Here is an 18,271-nt window from a genome sequence, read left to right on the forward strand (position 1 = left end):
ACATAAATACATCGAATTCTATAACACCTCAAGGTGTCAAAAGAAACTACATAACCTTTCCCCTGTTGAATATCGTGTGAAGGCTATGTAGCTCTTTATGAGTGTCTACTTGACGGGGGGCAGATCATTCCTTTATGTTGCATTTGGAACGAACTTCATGTTTCACTTTTTCAATTAACGCCCCCGTTACTTTAAGTACATTATTTCACAAACTTTTTATCGTAGAGAACCTTCAGGATACTGGTCTTATTTCAGTAGAAACAAAAAAAGAATATCAAACAACACCTTAGTTTTAGTGTGTTTGATATTCGGATTACAGTTCAACCCTTCTTTTATACTGTTTTTGTTGTATTCATTATTTTTCTCTGACCGAAAAACACAATGACGGCTAAAATAAGAAGAATTAACGGCATCATGGCAACACTGAAACCTTGGCCAGCCATAAGGTGTGTGAACACTGCACCCGCCATCACCACTATTAATAAACCGCTGAAAATAGAAACTAAATTTTTCTTCTTATACCCAATAAGCAAGCCGATCGCTGATATGATTTCAATAGCTCCCACCACATACATGAAACCTGTTCCATATCCATAGACGTTGTTAAATGCCTCCACCTGCATGGGGTTTGCACTCACTTTCATAAACCCGAATAATAAAAATCCAGCAGCCAGTACCCCTTGTAAAATTCGAACTGTCCATTTCATTGAAAAATTCCTCCTTGTTTTCAGTACTTTATTTCTGGCCAGGTACCTGTCAGCACCCGGCTTGATGCAGCGCATCACATCAAACAGCCAGTTGAATCCGATTCCCGGCCGGGTCTTCTGTAAAGAATTCCCCGTTCTTTTCCGACACCGAATAGCCCAGCGATTCCAGTTTTGCTGCCGCTGATTTTCTTGTTTCCTCGTTCGGCAGTATAAGTGTATAAAAAAGCATTCCGGCACTGTTCAATGCAGGTTTCGGCGCGTTTTTTCCATGCCAGATGTTTGTCCCGATATGATGATGGTATCCTCCTGTTGAAAAAAAGATGCCTTCCGGAAACTCGATTGTAACTTCAAACCCTAACCCGGCCTGGTAAAACTCTTTTGTTTTCTCTAAATCTGCTACATGCAGATGCAAATGTCCGATGACGGTCCCTTCTGGTATACCCGTCCAGCTTTCTCCGCCCGCTTCTGCCACGACGCTTTCAAGGTCCATCGGACCATTTTTCGAAAAATCAAATTCTCCTGTCTGGTCTCTCCATGTCAATGGATCAGTATCTGCGGCCACTTCGATCCCATTTCCGTCCGGATCTTGAAAATAAAGCGCATCGTGGGTCCCGTGATAGGAAGCTCCTTGCAAAGGATACTTAGCTTCAAAAAGATGCACGGTCAGTTTCCCTAGATCTTTACGGGTTGGAAGAAGCAATGCATAATGGTACAAGCCTGTTGTGCGTGCCTGCTTCGGAACAGCATCTTCAAGCTGTTCGATGGTAAGCAAAGGCGTGATGCCGTCTGCCGTCACTGTTGCTTTTGTTTCCGACTGATCCGTGATTTGGAATCCCATCAAATCCCGGTAAAACGCAAGAGACCGGCTCAAATTTTCAACTTTTAAATGAACGTGGCTTGCAAATGTATTAGGTTTGCTATGATAAGAATTCATTCTTTTACCTCCTATATTTTTAAGGAATTTATTTCGTTGCAAAAACCCAAGCATTCTTTTACCTCCTGTACTTTTGATAAATTTATTTCGCTGCAAAAAATAAGTGTTAGACAAAAACTCTAGAATTGAGGGGATTAGTGATACGATGCACCTTGTTTTAATTTAACTTCTACGGTTATAATAATCCCTAGAAAGAATAACTGGAAGTAGGCACTTTAATGTGGCATAGTATACAAAAAGATACCTAAGGAGGAATTTATATGGCTAGCGAATGTCACAGTAAAAGAACTGTTGAAACAGCTCTCGAAATTCTTGTTGGTAAATGGAAGCCTGTCATTCTTTTTCATCTAGCGAATAAAGGAACTTTGCGTTTTAGCGAATTGCAAAAATTGATTCCCGATGTAACTAAAAAGATGCTGACAACTCAGTTAAGAGAATTGGAATACCACGATATAGTTAATCGTAAGGTTTATGCACAAATTCCACCAAAAGTTGAATATTCAATAACTGAATACGGAGAAGGGTTAAAGCCACTACTATTGTCAATGCATGAATGGGGATTAACACATTTAGAGCACTTAGATGAACTTTACGGGGAAAGTGAAGAAACAACAGGAAAGTAAAAAGAGCTGAAAAAATCAGCTCTTTTTTATTTATTGTTATTAAACTAAACTGCACCTTTAGTTCAATAAGAAAATCAGCATTGTTCTTTAACAGAACCTACGTAAAAAATGCCTTTTCGGATCAAACGATTGAAAAAGGCACCTCTATTATGTGGTTTGTCTATTGCTTGTTCACCAATTTGGATGGATTGTTTATCTTATATGGGACTGGAACATCTATCGTAAATTGTTAGTCAATAGTATTGGTCTACTATTAACCAATCTGACAGTAAAGTATTTGTCGTTCAAATGAATTTCGCGTAAAAATGTACATATTCGCACTGTCTGAAAACAGGCTCATTTGCGGCACATGTCCGCCACGCTTGCTCACTGATGCACCGACAGGGTCCGTTAGGGTTTATCTTCCAGTAACAGCGGGTAAAAAAATACCATGCGACGATGCACAACACCTTGGATACCTCAACAGTCGTTGCATCATTAACTCATCTTTTCCCGCCGCGGGGTCGCGACCGCGGCCTTTTTTGGCGTATATAGGTTTATCTTCGCGTCGAAACGGGTAGATTGATATTCAGAGTAGCCCCACGCTACCTTCTGCGAGTTTCAACCCTTTGCTGCGGCGGTTACCGCGGCCTTTTTTATATAATCCGGTTTACATTAGCGCTCAAGTGGGTAAACGTTATCATGTGGCAACCACACCCGCCACACCATTCTCCTGAACTATACATAGTTCGTCTTGTTGGCTGCGGATCTTTCCGCGGCCTTTTTTTGTGTGCTATTACAGACAAATGTCCAACGAGCCTACTTACGAAAACGCAAATGTGCCGGTTTTCCCGCATTTCAACACTTTCCACAGACGTCCACACGCATATTTGTGGCCCGGTGACCGGCGTTCCGTTTTCAATTAAACGTTTCATCAACCTATGTGTAATCTTTTGACAAACCTATGCAAAGCCTACCGGCGATTTCGTCTCTACATTATTGATAGCAACGTAGCTGAGATATTTGCTGAGTGTAGGAAATGTAGCCGTTTTCTAATCGTGCGGTACGTCGATTTTAATGTTTGCAGGGATAATGGTAACTACCTCTTCCACCTGTCCCAATACAGCCGATCTTCCCAGCACTAGACGCCAGAATTATTTATCGGACAGGAATTAGTAAGCCCACTTTTTTTACTTCTGTATTCATTGTTTAATTAAATTTTGCTTTGTATAATAGCGTTATTTTTTGAACAGCTTAGATTTAGAGCTTTTAACAGTATGTTCAAAAAACTCTCCATTTGTTGAATAAATAATGAAAATCGATATTTGAAAATTATACAAAAATCAGCTATGAACTAAATGTCTGAAAGAAACAACTTTGAGTGGATATGTGAAAAGAAGAGCTTTCAAACAGACAGATGTCTAACAGCCATTTCATCTATACTTCTTTTTAAAATCACTCAGGTATATGTTCGATATGTTCATGGGTTTCCAGAAGCTTGTCTAAAAAGGCTGGGTCAAATTCATTTTGGATTTCATATTTCTCGCCATTAATGCTTAAACGTTTACCCAGGAAAAAGAGTGCATCTGTTACTTCTCCCTTATTCTTTATATTAATGTGATGACTGGTACCCATGACTTCCTCGAAATCTTTTTTCTTTATCTCTATTCCCTCTATAAATCGCTTTACTTCCTCTATCTCTTTCTCATCTGTTACAGAAATCCTTTTCCCGTTTCTGCCATCTACAATTTCGATCGAGTCTGCCTGATCCAGTTCCGTTAATGTCTCCCATAGAGCTGAATTTGATGAATCTTGCTGTGCGTTTTGTTCTGAATTTTGGCAGCCAACTAACAGGCTCGCTGTAATGGTAAAAGCGATCATTTTTTTGTACATTCTTGATTATTCCCTTTCTATTCTGTTGTTTTTCCATGCATTCGAGCATGAAATATGAATCTAACCACTGCTACACCCAATAAAAACATAAGTGAAACAAACAGAATATATCCGTCTCTGCCTACGATAACAAAATAATACCCGTCATTCGGAATAAATTTACTGGACAGAATCATAGAAAGGATGCTTGAAACAAGACTCAATAAAATAACAGATAAAAATCTAAATTCTTTTGATAGAAAGCCTAAGATGCCAACAAACATAAGTGCAATAAGCAAGGCAATAAAGAAACCTGCTTGGTTAGTACGAGTAGCATACTCGGTATACACAAAAAAGAATGACACAGGAATTATAGACAATAGCATCCATAATAATTTCATTTTAAATTGCTCCCATTTTCTGTAGTTTTAATTAAATTATAGCTTTTCCAGAAAAGAAAACAATAAAAAATGTGTATTTTTACACCAAAATAAGCATAATGTGTATGAGCCTTGAAGTGATAAGTCTGTATGCATATCAATATGGAATTTCCTCACTGTCATAGTCGAAGCTTCACTTTTATTGTAAATATTTTATATAAATGGATTTATAACTCATTAGTCAATTATAATATAAAAAGAACTCTATGTTATTTAATAAAAAATAACAAGAAAGTGAAGTGGATAGTATGACTCTGTATTTAGCTTGTAACACTACTAGAGACCAACATTTTTCAGATTCATATAGAAGCAGGAAAAGCATCGCAAAGGAGAAAGGCTTATGCTTAAACAACTGTCTGCATGCCAGGAAAAAATGCTGCAGTTTATAGATGACTATGTAAGCGCCAAAAACTATCCCCCGTCTATTCGTGAAATAGGTGACGCGGTTGAGCTAAAGTCTTCTTCCACAGTAAAGGGCCATCTTGATCGTTTAAAGGCATCCGGATACGTAACCTAGGAACAGGGAAAGCCGAGGACATTGAATGTGGTGAAAAAAAACGCCATAATTCCAATGAAATTAATTGCTTAATATGCAAAAGGAGCAAGAACAGTATGATGACTGTTATTGCTCTCTCTTTCTTTTCTTCCATATTAGGGGAATATTCTGCTGTCACTAATGGTATTTTCCTGGAACCTGGAGTGCTTTCTGATCATGGTTGCTGCATTTACTCGTTTAATTGGCTGACTGATATAATGATGTAAATAGATGCAGCAGTAAAAAAATTTCTGAATGACTGAAGAAGTAATAGATTATAAAAACTTTATTAACCGTCACAACCATTTTATCTGCAAAGACCGATAATTATGATGGTTACAAAGGAGAATACCTTTGTATTAAACCTCAATTTAACGAATATAATTAGGTCCGCTAACCCAATATTAGATCTAGAAATTATGTACATATGTTTTTGTTTTACCTTTCAAACGTGTTTTACGTATAGTTTAATCACGTTTGATAAATTAGTAAGAGCTGATTTTTGCAGCCCATAGCCAGGCTTCATATCATTGTCGGTTATCAATCATAAAAAAGCACAGCTATACGCTGTGCTTTTTACTCTGCTATTTTTTTCTAAGTCATTATTGTTCTCTAGCTACACGAGGGGCTTTTGAGCCACTGTATTACTAAACACCACTATTTTCTGGCCCATTCCATAACCTTTATTAAATCTTCATAGAATAGGATTGGATTGTCAACACCAAATCACCCAACTTTCTTAAGGGATGATCCTTTGTATTCAATTGGACTCACATAGCATAGGGTTCTATGAATTCGTAGCTTGTTAAACCAAATTTGTCGAGTTTCTTCTATAAAAAAGCCAGGGAAGCCGTGTATCAGCGCTTTTCTTCCCCTTCCAATCTAGAAGCAAGACTTATGCGAAAAGGTTTAGGGGCTGGTACTTTATCATGCCGGGTACGCATGGTTCATTCAGCTATATGGAAGGCATCTATACACACAGGTTAACGCCTGACTATTCCATTGAAATGGACAAGCGCAGCACAAAGCCTGGATACGCGGTGTTAAATCTGCCGACCGTCTATTCCCTCACCTATCAAGTCATGGATCTGCTTTGTCAGCAGGTTCCAGTGGCCAATCTGTATATGGAACGGCTAAAAGACCGATGGATCATTCATATGAAAGATGCCCGGTTAAATGGTGTTTCGGTTGAGTTAGCTGACTTCATTAAGCGTTCGGCTAAACAAGGGCGTATGCGGTATGTTCCAGAGTATGAGGCGCTTAGTATTGAATCAGAGGAGGAATTGCTATCGGTTTCCCTGTCAATTGATATTAAAGATTGGCTTCGCAAAAAGGGAGAACAGACAGGCAAGAGTATGCAGGATATTGCAGCGGAGATCCTTGAAGAAGTGTATAAACGCGAGCAAGGCCAAAGCGGAGATAACATCAATCATTTTCAAGAATTCAATCAAAATCAGAACTGACTTATCTAAGTCGGTTCTTTTATTTTGTATTCTGTGATTGTAATTGCTTGATTCCTGCTTTAGTTATAAGTGGAGAACCTATTTCAAAAGCTAAGTGGACCCTTCCACACAGCTTAAACCGCTGTATATTTAACTTAAGTTTTCTACGGAAGGGCTATTCTCCATATCCTCATTGATTGGAAACCATATTGATACATCTATTATAAGCGTGCTCCTTGAAATCTAATGCACGTCGTTTAACCTTAATGAAAGTCTATCTTGAACACATTTATTATTTTTAAATTTTTATTTGAATTTAGCACATAATACAAAAAAATACGTAAAGGGCTATAAGGCAACAGTCAATCTTTCAGCTGTCTTCCATAGATAAGAAACCTATGCTGAATCATCTACCTTTTACAGAATGACGACCTTTCTGCATGAAAACTATACTTAATCTTTTTAGAAAAAAGGATGCATTAAAGTTAATTCCTTTAATAAGAGTATTTAAAAGTGAGCATCCGTTTTTTCGCATAATAAGCCTCCTATTTGTTCATTTTATACCTGTAATACTCGACAAGATGAAAGGAGCTTTCTAATGCAGAATAATCAAGCACCCATTCCATATCCGCCCAGGGCTCTCTCAACAAAAGACGTACTCTATTTAAAGGATGCACTATCATGGGAACTTCTAGCATTCAAAAAATTTCATTTCTTTGCCCAACAGGTGAGCAATTTAGAAATCAAACAAGCACTCGAAAAAGCAGGAAAAATGCACCAAGACCACTTTCAGAAGTTACTTCCCCATCTACAAGTGGATAACAATGCTACATTAACCAGCCTGCCCAACCAGCAGCAGGGGCAGCAGTCGTAACGAACCAAACGGAGGTGGAATAAGTGTCAAACCAGCAAAACCAGAATCAAATTGCCAATCCCCAGACAGGACAATTACCAAAAGTAAAAGGGCCTGATATGAACGACCGGGATTTTATTAATGATGGTCTCAGTACATGTAAATATTTAACGGACAGCTTAAACATTGCTGTACGCGAAGCAAGCCACGAACAATTGTATTCAGACATGCTTAAAATTCTTACAGAAACACATCAGAGCTGCCGTGAGCTTTATAATTTGATGTTTCAAAACGGCTGGTACAAGCTTGAGGCCGAGGAACAACAAAAAATTGATAAAGCTTATAAGCAATTTAACAATTACTCTTCGCAATTTCCTTATTAAAATCAACAGCCCATTGTGAAAACCAACTGGGCTGTTGATTTTTTCGCTAAAATGGGCAAGCGTAGCCAGCACAATGCCTAGATATGCTGTGCTTAAATCTGCCGACCATTTATTCCCTTACCTATAAGTAGTGAAGCTGCTTTATCAGCAGGTTCCAGTGGCCAATCTATATATGGAACGCTTAAAGGACCGATGGGTGATTTATATGAAAGATGCTCGGCTAAACAAGGACGTGTGCGGTATGTTCCGGAATACGAAGCACTCAGCACTGAATCAGAGGAAGAATTGCTGTCAGTTTCACTGTCCATGGATATTAAGGACTGGCTGCGGGAAAAGGAGAACAGACCGGCAAGATTATGCAGGATATTGCGGCAGAAATCCTTGAGAAATATATAAACGCGAAGAAGACCAAAGCAGAGATAATATCAATTACTTTCAAGAGTTCAACCAAAATCGGAACTGACTTATCTAAGTCGGTTCTTTTATTTTGTATTCTGTGATTGTAATTGCCTGGTTCCTGCTTTAGTTAAGCAGAGAATCTATTTCAAAAGCTATGTGGAAGGAACCACGTGGCTTGAACCGCTACATATTTAACTTAAGTTTTCTACAGAAAGGCTCCCCGTTGAATGCAAACCATATTGAGCTCTCTTTTAATTGAGTATGTATTTGAATTTAGCGCAAGATATAAACTACTTATTCTGTTATTTTCCCCATACGCTTAAACACCTGGAATCATGAAAGTATAACAGCCACTGCCTCACCCTTCACACGTCTTGTCGGGGAGTTCTTTTAGCAAAAGAGAGATAGCATGCGCAACAAACGAGATGAAAAAGAAAAACAAGACGAAAATCCACTTGCCGAGGAAAGTGAAATAGCAGTACTGAAGAACAAAAATACCAAGGAAGAGCCGGAGATATTAAAGGAAAACATGGAAGAAAGGGAACATGCAGAAAATGAAGAAGATGTCAGAACAGAGGATGAGGAAAAAGACGAGGAAGAGATTAGAGAAATAAATGATGAAGACGACGAATTTTTTGAGGAGTTGATCAATCTGATATACTAAAGTGTGTTAATTATTACTGGCTACTCCGCCCACCACCTGGCTGATATTCATTCCAAGTTGAATGCCGACCCATTTTTTCCGGCGAAATACATACACAAATAGAATACTGTATAATAGTATGTCTATAGTCAAAAGACACAGCAGAGTAACTTCCTTCCTTCTTGCACCTCACTTTCACAGGCTGAATAATTTAATAAAAACAACTTTCTTTGCAATTTTTGCTTGTTATAGCTATGGTATTCTTAAGCAGATATCTCTTGCTCACACAAATAAGACCCCTTCTAGCTCAGGGGTCTTACAAAACATCAATAATGCTGTTTTACTTCTTTTCCAGCAAAACAAAATCTTTGAATGAGAATAAAGCGGCTGTTACTGCTGCGCCTGCTGCCGGCTCTTCTTCCTCTTCTTCTTCCAGTCCTAGCACGTCAATTTCTTCTACCGGCTCTGCTGCTTCTGCTTCTGCGCTGTAAGAAACAGCATTAAAAACAACTTTTGCATCAGGATCCTTACTGATGACTGTGATGCGAATTTCAAATGAAAGAACCGGTGTTGCCATAGGACCGCCATTTAGTAAGTCTGCAAAAAAGTGCTGCGTCTGATGGCATGGAATTTTCGTTTTTTCTGCCGGCATGACCGGTACAGCCATCGCTTTCATTGGAACCGCCATACCAACAGGTGTAGTCATAAGTCCAGCAGAAATAGCCGGGTCGCCCCAGTTCAATACTTCTACTTTCACCTGTACAGAATCTTTGTCAAAGTTTGTGGCAGATACCCATAGTTCTTGGGCGACCTGAGCCCCTGCTGCCGCATTCGAAATAGGCCCCGTCGTATATACTTTTTTGTGTTTTTGCTTTTTACACTCCATATCCTTTTCCTCCTTTTTATAATAATAGGCATTGCAACGTTTGCAATTTTTCACCTTATCGTCATTCTTAGACTTGCAATGATAACATTTCCAACTGCCCATGTATTCGTTACCCCCCTCCCTATTTATTCCAAGTTTTTTTCTTGGTTCTATATCATATGAACATGCATATAGCGACGTATAATGCATCTAACCAATTTTGCTAGTTTTTTAAATTAATTGCTCAGCAAAGTACAAAAACAACCTGCGGTCCTCGATGTTTTTTATAAGAATAATCATTCTGCGTGTACATATACATTTTCTGTAGTTTGGCATAGGCGGGAACATAATGAAAACCCATATGAGGTTTGATCAATACCTTTCCGTATTGCTCGAAAAAAGAAAACAGGAACCGCGAACTGAAAGCAAAACAGACGAAACAAAAGAAAGATTCAGCTCCCCTGCTGGGACAGCACCTACAGAAAACACGCTTGTTTACTGAATACAAAGAACAGGCGAATCTGCTGCAGATCACAAAATCTGCTCCTCAAAAAAGAAAGTTTTTAATACTGAAAAAACTCTTTAAGATGAGACGAAATCAGCAGGTAATCGTTTTTCAGAAAAACGGTGAGCAAGTTGTTGAAACAACAGATAAAATACGGGTCACACCGACGAGTTTCGCAATTTTGAATGATTTGCGTAAAGTAATGTCGTTCATTTAGCAGCGGTACCCGTGAAGACTGATTGCTACTTTCTTTCTTACGTTTTGTCCTCCGTTTGATACCACTGTTAATTGAAATCCGTCTAGTTTCGATGTTTATATGTCGGTATAGATTTTTTCATTTTGTAGTTTACCTTCTCATGGCAACGGGTAGGGAAATAATGTGGTAACCACACAACCTCCTGACGACTTTTTTGTTTGCTACATACTGGTTGCTTTTTGCTGCGGATCTTTCCGCAGCTTTTTTTATACACGGTTTGATTTACTGACAAAACGGGTAACAAATAAACTATGTAGCTAAGGGACACCTCATCAGCCCTGAAAAGTTGCATAACTCCATACCATTTACCACGGATTTGCTTCCGTGGCTTCTTTATGCTGTCAACTATAATTCCTCAAGCACACGGTGACTGTCTTTGTAGACAAATCGATACAGCTTCTTATTAACTTACCATTGTAGAAGCGGCCAAGTTACGGACACGCTCCGTTTTCGTACATATAACAGCCGTGTATAAATTGGTTATAACGATACTTTCAACGTCTCCGTTTATCGGATGCCCCCTTGCTTAACCAAGACATTCTTGTTTGCCTTATAAACGCCGTACATCTTGCTCACAAGCGGATCAGCCACGCCAAGGGTTGACAATATTAGCGGTTTAAAGCGTCGGTAAAACATAACCATTAATTAAAATAATAAGAAGAAAAAGACCTTGATTATACCTGAATTAATTAGGACTATTTCAGAAAACCACAGAAAGTCGTATGAAGACCAGCCAAGCTGGCTATACTTGTTGTTTTACTCAATTTTCTCTGTCCTAACCTTTTTTAGGTAAGCACCAAGCAAGTTAGAAAAATCTGAAGAATTAACGTTAAAAAGAACAATAGAATATTTTAAAAAACTTAATTTCCATTAACGTAGTCTGAAAGAATTCAGTGAGCTGCACGAAAAGAAGATTTGGTAAGACAGGCTTTCGCAGCGGTAGTACTACAATAAAAAAGACAAGGAAGCCTCATACTAGCGCTTTTCTTCTCCTTCCATTCCTGAGGCAAGACTTATGCGCAAAGGTTTATAGGACTGGTACTTTATTGTGCCGGGAACCGATGAAACATTCAGCTATATGGAAGGGATCTATACACACAGGTTAACACCTGACTACTCCATTGAAATGGGTAAACGCAGTACAAAGCCCGGATATGCGGTGCTGAATCTGCCGGCCGTCTATTCCCTGACCTATCAAGTAATGGATCTGCTTTATCAGCAGGTGCCGGTGGCCAATATGTACATGGAGCGGTTAAAAGACCGATGGGTCATTCATATGAAAGATGCCCGGATAAATGGTGTTTCGGTTGAATTAGCTGACTTTATTAAACGCTCAGCTAAACAGGGGCGTGTGCGATATGTTCTGGAATATGAGGCGCTTAGTATTGAATCGGAGGAGGAATTGCTGTAAGTATTGGCTGCGAAAGAAAGGTGAACAGACAGGCAAGAGTATGCAGAATATTACGGCGGAGCTCCTTGAGGAAGTGTATAAAAGAAAACAAGGCCAAAGTGGGAATAATATCAATCATTTTCAAGAATTCAATCAAAACCGGAGCTGACTTGTCTAAGTCAGTTCTTTTATTTCTATAATTGTAATTGCCTGGTTCCTGTTTTAGTTAAACGGAAAACCTATTTCAAAAGCTATATGGAAGGAACCATATTGCTTGAACCGCTACATATTTAACTTAATTTTTCTACAGAAAAGCTCTCCGTCGACTACAAACTATGTTAATAGATTTTTTGACAAAATATATATTTTAATTTAGTGTATAGTGTAAAAATATGTATAGTGTGCGAGTGCATACATATAATAAACTATGATAACGTTAACAGCCTCTCGCTTTTGACTACGATTTATGATTCCAAGTACGATAAGGGTCACCTAGGTTTTGAAATGAACCCTAAAAAGTTAAACTTTTACAATTCAATCCTTATTATTAGTTAACTTACTTTTACTTATGTACGTATAGGGAGACTTATTTTCCAGTTTGTTCCTTCCCCTACCTCACTTAACACACTGATTTTCCCATTCATCTCTTTTAAAATCCTAAATGAAACCATCATACCAAGCCCTGTACCCTGTGCCTTTGTAGTAAAGTATGGCTCACCAAGACGGTTAATTTGTGCTTGTGTCATGCCGATTCCTTCATCTTGGATGTTGATCTGCACGTCAGACGGAGAATCAGTAAGATCTATTTGTATTTTTCCGCCGTTCGGCATTGCTTCAATACTATTTTTTATAATGTTAACTAACAATTGTTCGAGCTTTCTTCCTTCACTGCATACAAGATAATGATCATTCTTTGTTAAAGATAAGCTGATTTCAACATTATTCATATTCGCTAAAGGAGCAAGGATATTGATCACGCGCTGAATTTCTTTAGAAACAGTTGTTTTTCCCTTCTCATTAGTCTCTTTCTTCGCAAAGGTTAAATAGTCATTAATGATTTCTGTAGCACGGTCTAATTCTTCAATTGCAGTATTGATATAATGATTCCGTACTTGTGAATTTAATCTATCTTCTAAGGAAAGCTGTATAAACCCCCTACTTACGGTTAATGGGTTCCTCACTTCATGAGAGATACTTGCAGCAAGATGGCTGACCATTTCTAATTTCTCTATCTCAACTAATTTTCGGACTATATCTGAAGGAGCGCTTTCTCTCAATAGATGGAAAATTTTCTCTTCTGGTGCAGCAGGGAACAATGGCTGATACCCTTTGTAACCGGGTTGATCATCAAAATCAGCAGACCCTTGGCTGTTTTGTTCCAGATCCAGGTGTTCAACAAGTCGAGCATAGCTTTTAATGATGGCAATCAGCTCTTTTTTTGACAGATTTTCCAGTGACATAAACAGCACTCCTTTTCCAAATGGCTTTTTTAGTCAAGCTTAAACAACATCTGAGTATTGTTTATATCAGAATAGCACAGCAGAGACTTTCAGACTAGACAAATTGATCTTTTTGTGTACAACAACTTTTAAATATACCTCACATTTTCTGGGACTGACCCCCATTTTTGAGACAGGGCTAAAATACCTTTTAACCAGCCAGATTCCGGTACGCAGCCGGCGGCTGGTTGTTTAATTTCGCTCGAATAATGAGGAAACCGAACTGCGAATACAGAATATTACATCTGCTCACTGCATACGCTTCTTTAGTCTTTATACAATGACTCGCCAAGAGATTTCTCAGACCTTTTTTTAACTGACTGTTCTTTTCCGAATACCTTTAAACACCTGGAACAATGAAAATTTTAGCAGTCACTGCTTTATCCTTTCACACGTCTTGCCGGTGAGTTCTTTTGGTAAAGGAGAGATAGCATGCGCAGCAAACGGGAAGAAAAAGAAAAACACGATGAAAACCTAGCTGCCGAGGAAAATGAAACAGCAATGCTGAAGAACAAAAATACGGATGAAGAGCCCGAGGTACTAGAGGAAAACGTGGAAGAAAAGGAACATGCAGAAAGTGAAGAAACCGACGAAAAAAAGAATGAGGAAAAAGACGATGCGGATCATGAAAACGAGGAAAAAGAAGAGGAAGAGGAAGATGATGATGAGGATGACGAGTTTTTTGAAGAATTGACCACTTTGATAGGCCAAAGTGTATTAATTATTACCGAAGCGTCTCAATTAAATTTGCTCGGCCAGACATTCAGGCCTATTTTTTGCGGACCTATTGTTGAAGTAGAGAGAGGCCATCTGACGATTGATCCAGTCACCATCAAAATATTGAATGCGCCATTTTTCCAGTTTCCGTTGCCACTGTCTATTCCTTTTGAAAAAATCGCCCAGCTGACGCCTTGTTTTGATTGCAGTGAGCGGTTCCCGCTTATTTAACGTCAGGAAGAAAGGAAGTGTAAAAAAATGACACCTAGATTTTTTGGTTTAAATGACCACAACGTTATGCATGATGGTGCGCTAGTGGAGCACTTCAGGGCAGCCATTGGCCAGAGGGCTTTTATACTGACTCCCTCTTATCCTTTTATGTTTATCGGTGAAATTGTTTCCATAATAGGAGACCAAGTAGAGCTTGCAGTTGAAACAACCCATTTTGCCCAGCTGGAAAACCGAAACTGGCTCATTCATGTTCACAATATTGAAGTGTTTTATATTGAGTTTCCCGGCGATCCGCGCATTCCAGAGTTAAATGACATGCTGTAACGAGGAGGAAAACGATGATACGACGTTATCATGTAGTCGCGATTCCCATCCGGATGGTGGTAAACAATTTTGGCGACCATAACCCTGATGGACAGATGTATGTGTTGAAGGAAAATGAAGCAAAGGTAAAAGAGCTGATTCGCAAAAATCCCTTTACACCGGTAGAACTTGTACAGCCGCTGACGATCAGAGCGAACGAAGGGGATACTGTCGAAATTCTTTTTGAAAATCAGCTTCCTTTTGCCGCGGGCATGCATTTTCAAGATCTCGATTATAACGTGCTAACGTCAGACGGAGCGAATGTCGGTTTTAATCCAAGCTCACTGGCCGAGTGCGGCGAACAGCTTCTGTACAGGCTGGATGCCACGTATGAAGGAATTTGTTTTTTCACCGATGTCGGCAATGTATCGAGCACCGAAGAAGGCTCCAGTATCCAGGGCCTTTTTGGTACGCTGCTCGTTGAAAAAAGAGGTTCCTGGTGGACCGATCCCGTAACAGGCGGTCCGATTAACAGCGGCGTGTTCGCGGATATTCACAACCCTTTTCTGCCCTCCTTCCGTGAATATGCATGGTTTTTTCATGATGAAATGGAAGTGGATGACTTAACCGGCAACCGGCCGCTGAACCCGATGACCAATCAGGAAGCTGAATCGTTTCACGGCGTTAATTACCGGTATGAGCCTCTTCATAACCGCCTGAGGCTGGTGGAAGAAGGTGTCGTATCTCCCGAGGTTGAGGGCGAAGAGGTTCATCATGACTCCTGGATGTTCGGCGATCCTGCAACGCCGATTCTACGCGGGTATCGAGATGACCCGGCCACCATCCGCCTTATTCATGCAGCTGCCAAAGAAACACACGTTTTCCACTACCATGCGCACCAGTGGCTGAGAGACCCGAGTAATGTTCAGTCTGAATTTGTGGATGCACAGGCGATCAGCCCGCAGTCTCACTACAGCGTTCAGCCTTTATACGGACTTGGAAGTCTGCACGGTGCAATCGGAGATGTAATCATTCACTGCCACCTATATCCACATTTTGAAGCCGGGATGTGGGGACTAAACCGGATTTTCGACACATTGCAGGACGGAACCCAGTGTTATCCAAACGGCACACCGATCGCGCCGCTGCAGCCGTTGCCGGATCGCCCTTGCCCGCCGCGTCCGACAAAAGAAAGGCCAGGATTCCCGAACTTCATTCCCGGAAAAGTCGGCTGCAAGGCACCCCGGCCTCCTCTTGGCATTGTCGGCGGCCGGGACATGACAGAGCTTGAGAAAAATGCCGCTATACCAAATGCAAGGCCTGGAGCTGTTTTTGCAGATCCATGCATGAATAATTCGGTCGTCGAGGAGTTCAATATCTCAGTAATTGAGATACCGATTGTGTATAACAAACAAGGCTGGTATGACCCAAAAGGAAGAATCTATGTGCGGGATGAAGATCTTGATGATGTGCTGTCCGGAAAAAAAGAACCGGAGCCGCTTGTACTGCATGTAGCAGCCAACACATGTATTCGAGTTAATTTTACCAATCGGCTCCCTCACATTTTGGATGGCGACGCATTTCAGCTGGTGACCCGGACCTATGAGACGGCTTTTCATATTCACTTTGTGAAATTCGATGTTCTCGTAGCAGACGGCGCTAACGTAGGTTGGAATTATGACAGCTCCGTTCTGCCTAACGAAACCATTCGGTATGAATACTTTGCCGAAACGGAAGTAAAAGCCTTTTTTGTTCACGATCACTTGTTTCCTGTTTCCCACCAGCAGCATGGCGTTTTTGGAACCATTGTTGTGCAGCCGCGCTTCTCTCAATTTTTGGATTCTAAAACAGGCGAAGAAACGGATAAGGGCACCGAAATTACGGTTCACAATCCGATTATCCCTGATTACCGTGACTTTGCCCTGTTTGTCCAAGATTTCGTTTTCTTGTTTGACAAGAACGGCTGTCCGATTCAGCCGCCCCAGTTCCCCGGCTCACAGGACGATCCTGGTATTTTTGCGGTTAATTATAAAAATGAACCGCTGCAGTTCCGGCTTGGAAAAGACTGTGACCCGGCTTACTCGTTCAGCTCTTATGTCAATGGAGACCCTGTTACCCCTGTTTTTCAGGCTTATGAAGGAGATTCCATCCGTATTCGGCTGCTGCAGGGTGCCCATGAGGAATCGCACAGCTTTAACCTGCACGGCTTAAGATGGAGATCAGAACGGCCCAGCAACGATTCCCAGATCCGTTCACAGCAGCATATCGGCATTTCAGAGTCTTTTACGTTTGAAATGGATATTCCAAGAGCCGGAGATTATTTATGGGCTTTTGAAACGGAAGAAGATGTGTGGAACGGCACGTGGGGATTGATTCGTGCATATGACCAGGAAGTGGAGCACTTGATCCCTTTGTATGGCCGGTCTTTACCTGAACCAAGAACAAGGCCGCTGCCTGAAGTAACCGGAAAGCCTCCGGCTCCCGCTGATCCGCAGGCGACCCTGCCACCTGAGGTAGCGCACAATGCGCCGATTCGCCGATACAATGTTGTCGCATTTCAAACACCGATTTTATACAACGCATTTGGAGACCATGACCCATTTGGCATCGTATTTGCTTTAGAAGAAGATGTAGAGGACATTCTATGCGGCAAAAAAAATCCAGAGCCGCTGGTATTGAGAGGAAATTCTGGTGATCTGGTCGAAGTTACTTTGACCAGCCGGCTGAGGTTTGATTTATTCCCGTTTCAGGATGGCATTCATCCTTACCCGCCGGTAAAAGAGCAGGCTTTTTATCCGCCATCTCTGCGGATTTCCCTGTATGTCAATATGCTGGATTATGACGTGACGACTTCAAGCGGCGGCACCATCGGCTTTAATCCCGATCAGACAGTGGGACCTGGCGAAACAATCACGTACCGCTGGCATGTGCAGGATGCCATGGGTACCTGTGCCATGTGGGATATGGCCGACTTACGGAATCACCGCTCCTTTGGAACGTTCGGTGCTTTTATTGCGGAGCCGCGGTTTACAACATACCACGACCCTTATACGCTGGAACCTGTCCGAACAGGCACAAATGTGGTGCTCAGGAACCCGTTTGGCAGTGAATACAGAGAATTTGTTTTGGTTATGCATGACGGTGTTCGTTTAGAAGATAAGCACGGCAAAGTGATTATCGATCCACTGGACGGCGTCATTCCAGAACCTGATCCTGAAGACGATGAAGTAGACACCTATGATTTCGGGTCACGCGGCTTCAACTATCGGACAGAGCGGTTAATTAACCGTTTTAGAAAACATCCAGTTTTAGGTGACTTATTTAGCTCAAAGGTTCACGGTGATCCGGCCACACCTGTTTTCGAAGCATATCCAGGTGATCCTGTCGTTATTCGGCTTACGACACCGTCTGAACGCCAGAGAGCGCATACCTTCCACCTTCACGGCCATAATTGGAAATTTGACCCGAGAGATATTGAATCCCGTATTGATTCATACACCGGTCATATGGTTGCCGGTGTCACAGAAGACCTGCTTTTAATTGGTGGTGCTGGAGGAACGTATAACTATCCTGGGGATTATATGTACCGGTCCGGCAACATTCGCTGGGATATCGAACAGGGAATGTGGGGGATTATGCGGGTTCACAGCAAAGTACAGCCCCATTTGCCGCCTTTATCTCATTAACATTGATAA

The 18,271-nt window shown here is 40.9% G+C and carries 16 protein-coding genes and 1 pseudogene; 11 read left to right on the forward strand and 6 right to left on the reverse strand.

The genetic code is table 11. The features are described from left to right. Positions 1-10: 10 nt before the first annotated feature. The gene (locus M3221_RS26920; RefSeq protein ID WP_396395329.1) at positions 11-91 is read left to right on the forward strand and encodes an IS3 family transposase; all 81 of its coding nucleotides are present in this window, start codon (positions 11-13) and stop codon (positions 89-91) included. Between the two features lie 241 nt (positions 92-332). On the opposite strand, the gene M3221_RS22800 is transcribed toward M3221_RS26920, so the two are convergent. Beyond that, complete coding sequence (locus tag M3221_RS22800; protein ID WP_251274125.1) at positions 333-707, reverse strand: DoxX family protein; 375 nt, start codon at positions 705-707, stop codon at positions 333-335. A gap of 79 nt (positions 708-786) precedes the next feature. Beyond that, positions 787-1,641: a VOC family protein gene (locus tag M3221_RS22805; RefSeq protein WP_251274127.1), complete on the reverse strand. Its 855-nt coding sequence runs from the start codon at positions 1,639-1,641 to the stop codon at positions 787-789. A 260-nt stretch (positions 1,642-1,901) separates the two neighbouring features. Here M3221_RS22805 and M3221_RS22810 point away from each other — a divergent pair, with 260 nt between their 5' ends. Beyond that, on the forward strand, positions 1,902-2,264 hold the full coding sequence (locus tag M3221_RS22810; protein ID WP_251274129.1) for a winged helix-turn-helix transcriptional regulator: 363 nt from the start codon (positions 1,902-1,904) through the stop codon (positions 2,262-2,264). Positions 2,265-3,698: 1,434 nt separating this feature from the next. On the opposite strand, the gene M3221_RS22815 is transcribed toward M3221_RS22810, so the two are convergent. After that, positions 3,699-4,136 (reverse strand): hypothetical protein, encoded by a 438-nt coding sequence (locus M3221_RS22815; protein ID WP_251274131.1) that lies wholly within the window; start codon positions 4,134-4,136, stop codon positions 3,699-3,701. Between the two features lie 17 nt (positions 4,137-4,153). Then, positions 4,154-4,516, reverse strand: coding sequence for a hypothetical protein (locus tag M3221_RS22820; protein WP_251274133.1), 363 nt, complete (start codon positions 4,514-4,516; stop codon positions 4,154-4,156). Between the two features lie 379 nt (positions 4,517-4,895). On the opposite strand from M3221_RS22820, the pseudogene M3221_RS22825 reads away from it, so the two are divergent. The 5 genes and pseudogenes from M3221_RS22825 to M3221_RS22845 all read left to right on the forward strand — a co-directional run. Continuing rightward, positions 4,896-5,066 (forward strand): annotated as a pseudogene (locus M3221_RS22825) (LexA family protein); the annotation flags it as partial. A gap of 953 nt (positions 5,067-6,019) precedes the next feature. Further along, positions 6,020-6,553 (forward strand): hypothetical protein, encoded by a 534-nt coding sequence (locus M3221_RS22830; protein ID WP_251274136.1) that lies wholly within the window; start codon positions 6,020-6,022, stop codon positions 6,551-6,553. Positions 6,554-7,130: 577 nt separating this feature from the next. Then, on the forward strand, positions 7,131-7,406 hold the full coding sequence (locus M3221_RS22835; RefSeq protein WP_251274139.1) for a ferritin-like domain-containing protein: 276 nt from the start codon (positions 7,131-7,133) through the stop codon (positions 7,404-7,406). 23 nt (positions 7,407-7,429) lie between these two features. Beyond that, complete coding sequence (locus M3221_RS22840) at positions 7,430-7,768, forward strand: spore coat protein (RefSeq protein ID WP_251274141.1); 339 nt, start codon at positions 7,430-7,432, stop codon at positions 7,766-7,768. An 808-nt stretch (positions 7,769-8,576) separates the two neighbouring features. Further along, positions 8,577-8,831: a hypothetical protein gene (locus tag M3221_RS22845; RefSeq protein WP_251274143.1), complete on the forward strand. Its 255-nt coding sequence runs from the start codon at positions 8,577-8,579 to the stop codon at positions 8,829-8,831. A gap of 319 nt (positions 8,832-9,150) precedes the next feature. Here the strand turns inward: M3221_RS22845 and M3221_RS22850 are convergent, their stop codons facing one another. Then, positions 9,151-9,696 carry a hypothetical protein gene (locus M3221_RS22850; protein ID WP_251272675.1) on the reverse strand — a complete coding sequence of 182 codons (546 nt, stop codon included), beginning with the start codon at positions 9,694-9,696 and terminating at the stop codon, positions 9,151-9,153. A gap of 1,788 nt (positions 9,697-11,484) precedes the next feature. Here M3221_RS22850 and M3221_RS22855 point away from each other — a divergent pair. After that, a complete protein-coding gene (locus M3221_RS22855; RefSeq protein WP_251274145.1) occupies positions 11,485-11,847 on the forward strand; it encodes a hypothetical protein in 363 nt (120 codons plus the stop codon). 545 nt (positions 11,848-12,392) lie between these two features. On the opposite strand, the gene M3221_RS22860 is transcribed toward M3221_RS22855, so the two are convergent. Beyond that, positions 12,393-13,286, reverse strand: coding sequence for a sensor histidine kinase (locus M3221_RS22860; RefSeq protein ID WP_251274147.1), 894 nt, complete (start codon positions 13,284-13,286; stop codon positions 12,393-12,395). A gap of 471 nt (positions 13,287-13,757) precedes the next feature. On the opposite strand from M3221_RS22860, the gene M3221_RS26640 reads away from it, so the two are divergent. Genes M3221_RS26640 through M3221_RS22875 form a run of 3 tightly spaced genes read left to right on the forward strand, consistent with a single transcriptional unit; the run spans position 13,758 to position 18,262 of the window. Then, positions 13,758-14,273 (forward strand): hypothetical protein, encoded by a 516-nt coding sequence (locus M3221_RS26640; RefSeq protein ID WP_311316166.1) that lies wholly within the window; start codon positions 13,758-13,760, stop codon positions 14,271-14,273. Between the two features lie 27 nt (positions 14,274-14,300). Beyond that, positions 14,301-14,597, forward strand: a complete 297-nt coding sequence (locus M3221_RS22870) for a hypothetical protein (RefSeq protein WP_251274149.1) — start codon at positions 14,301-14,303, stop codon at positions 14,595-14,597. Positions 14,598-14,611: 14 nt separating this feature from the next. Next, positions 14,612-18,262, forward strand: a complete 3,651-nt coding sequence (locus M3221_RS22875; RefSeq protein WP_251274151.1) for a multicopper oxidase domain-containing protein — start codon at positions 14,612-14,614, stop codon at positions 18,260-18,262. Positions 18,263-18,271: the final 9 nt, after the last annotated feature.

The organism is Domibacillus indicus (assembly GCF_023715895.1).
Classification (GTDB): Bacteria; Bacillota; Bacilli; order Bacillales; family Domibacillaceae; genus Domibacillus; species Domibacillus indicus_A.

Excerpts from the sequence above, each read along its gene's own strand:
- M3221_RS22800 (WP_251274125.1), bottom strand. The coding sequence starts at position 707 with ATGAAATGGACAGTTCGAATTTTACAAGGGGTACTGGCTGCTGGATTT.
- M3221_RS22805 (WP_251274127.1), bottom strand. The coding sequence starts at position 1,641 with ATGAATTCTTATCATAGCAAACCTAATACATTTGCAAGCCACGTTCAT.
- M3221_RS22810 (WP_251274129.1), top strand. The coding sequence starts at position 1,902 with ATGGCTAGCGAATGTCACAGTAAAAGAACTGTTGAAACAGCTCTCGAA.
- M3221_RS22815 (WP_251274131.1), bottom strand. The coding sequence starts at position 4,136 with ATGTACAAAAAAATGATCGCTTTTACCATTACAGCGAGCCTGTTAGTT.
- M3221_RS22820 (WP_251274133.1), bottom strand. The coding sequence starts at position 4,516 with ATGAAATTATTATGGATGCTATTGTCTATAATTCCTGTGTCATTCTTT.
- M3221_RS22830 (WP_251274136.1), top strand. The coding sequence starts at position 6,020 with ATGCCGGGTACGCATGGTTCATTCAGCTATATGGAAGGCATCTATACA.
- M3221_RS22835 (WP_251274139.1), top strand. The coding sequence starts at position 7,131 with ATGCAGAATAATCAAGCACCCATTCCATATCCGCCCAGGGCTCTCTCA.
- M3221_RS22845 (WP_251274143.1), top strand. The coding sequence starts at position 8,577 with ATGCGCAACAAACGAGATGAAAAAGAAAAACAAGACGAAAATCCACTT.
- M3221_RS22850 (WP_251272675.1), bottom strand. The coding sequence starts at position 9,696 with ATGGAGTGTAAAAAGCAAAAACACAAAAAAGTATATACGACGGGGCCT.
- M3221_RS22860 (WP_251274147.1), bottom strand. The coding sequence starts at position 13,286 with ATGTCACTGGAAAATCTGTCAAAAAAAGAGCTGATTGCCATCATTAAA.
- M3221_RS26640 (WP_311316166.1), top strand. The coding sequence starts at position 13,758 with ATGCGCAGCAAACGGGAAGAAAAAGAAAAACACGATGAAAACCTAGCT.
- M3221_RS22870 (WP_251274149.1), top strand. The coding sequence starts at position 14,301 with ATGACACCTAGATTTTTTGGTTTAAATGACCACAACGTTATGCATGAT.
- M3221_RS22875 (WP_251274151.1), top strand. The coding sequence starts at position 14,612 with ATGATACGACGTTATCATGTAGTCGCGATTCCCATCCGGATGGTGGTA.